At 51.9% G+C, this 233-nt stretch carries 1 protein-coding gene; it reads left to right on the top strand.

Going from position 1 to position 233, the window contains the following annotated elements:
* Nucleotides 1–233 (top strand): condensation domain-containing protein (locus tag G9G53_RS26085; RefSeq protein WP_165150924.1); only part of this gene is annotated, 233 nt, incomplete at both ends.

Raw genomic sequence — 233 nt, 5'->3', positions numbered from 1 at the left:
CGGAGCTGACACCAAGCGACTTGTCCTTCCAAGGACTGACGGCTGGAGAGCTGGATCATATTGTAGAGCAGACGGCTAATGCGGGAGAACTGGAAAACATTTATTCGCTCACACCCATGCAAAAAGGCATTCTGTTCCACGGCTTAATGGAGCCGCAATCCGGGGCGTACTTTGAGCAGGCGACATTTGATCTGCAAGGCAGCTTTCAAGTGGAGGCTTTTGCCGAAAGCCTA

Source organism: Paenibacillus sp. EKM206P, assembly GCF_011066155.1.
Lineage (GTDB): Bacteria > Bacillota > Bacilli > Paenibacillales > Paenibacillaceae > Paenibacillus > Paenibacillus polymyxa_D.
This window is presented reverse-complemented; position numbering and strand designations above follow the sequence as displayed.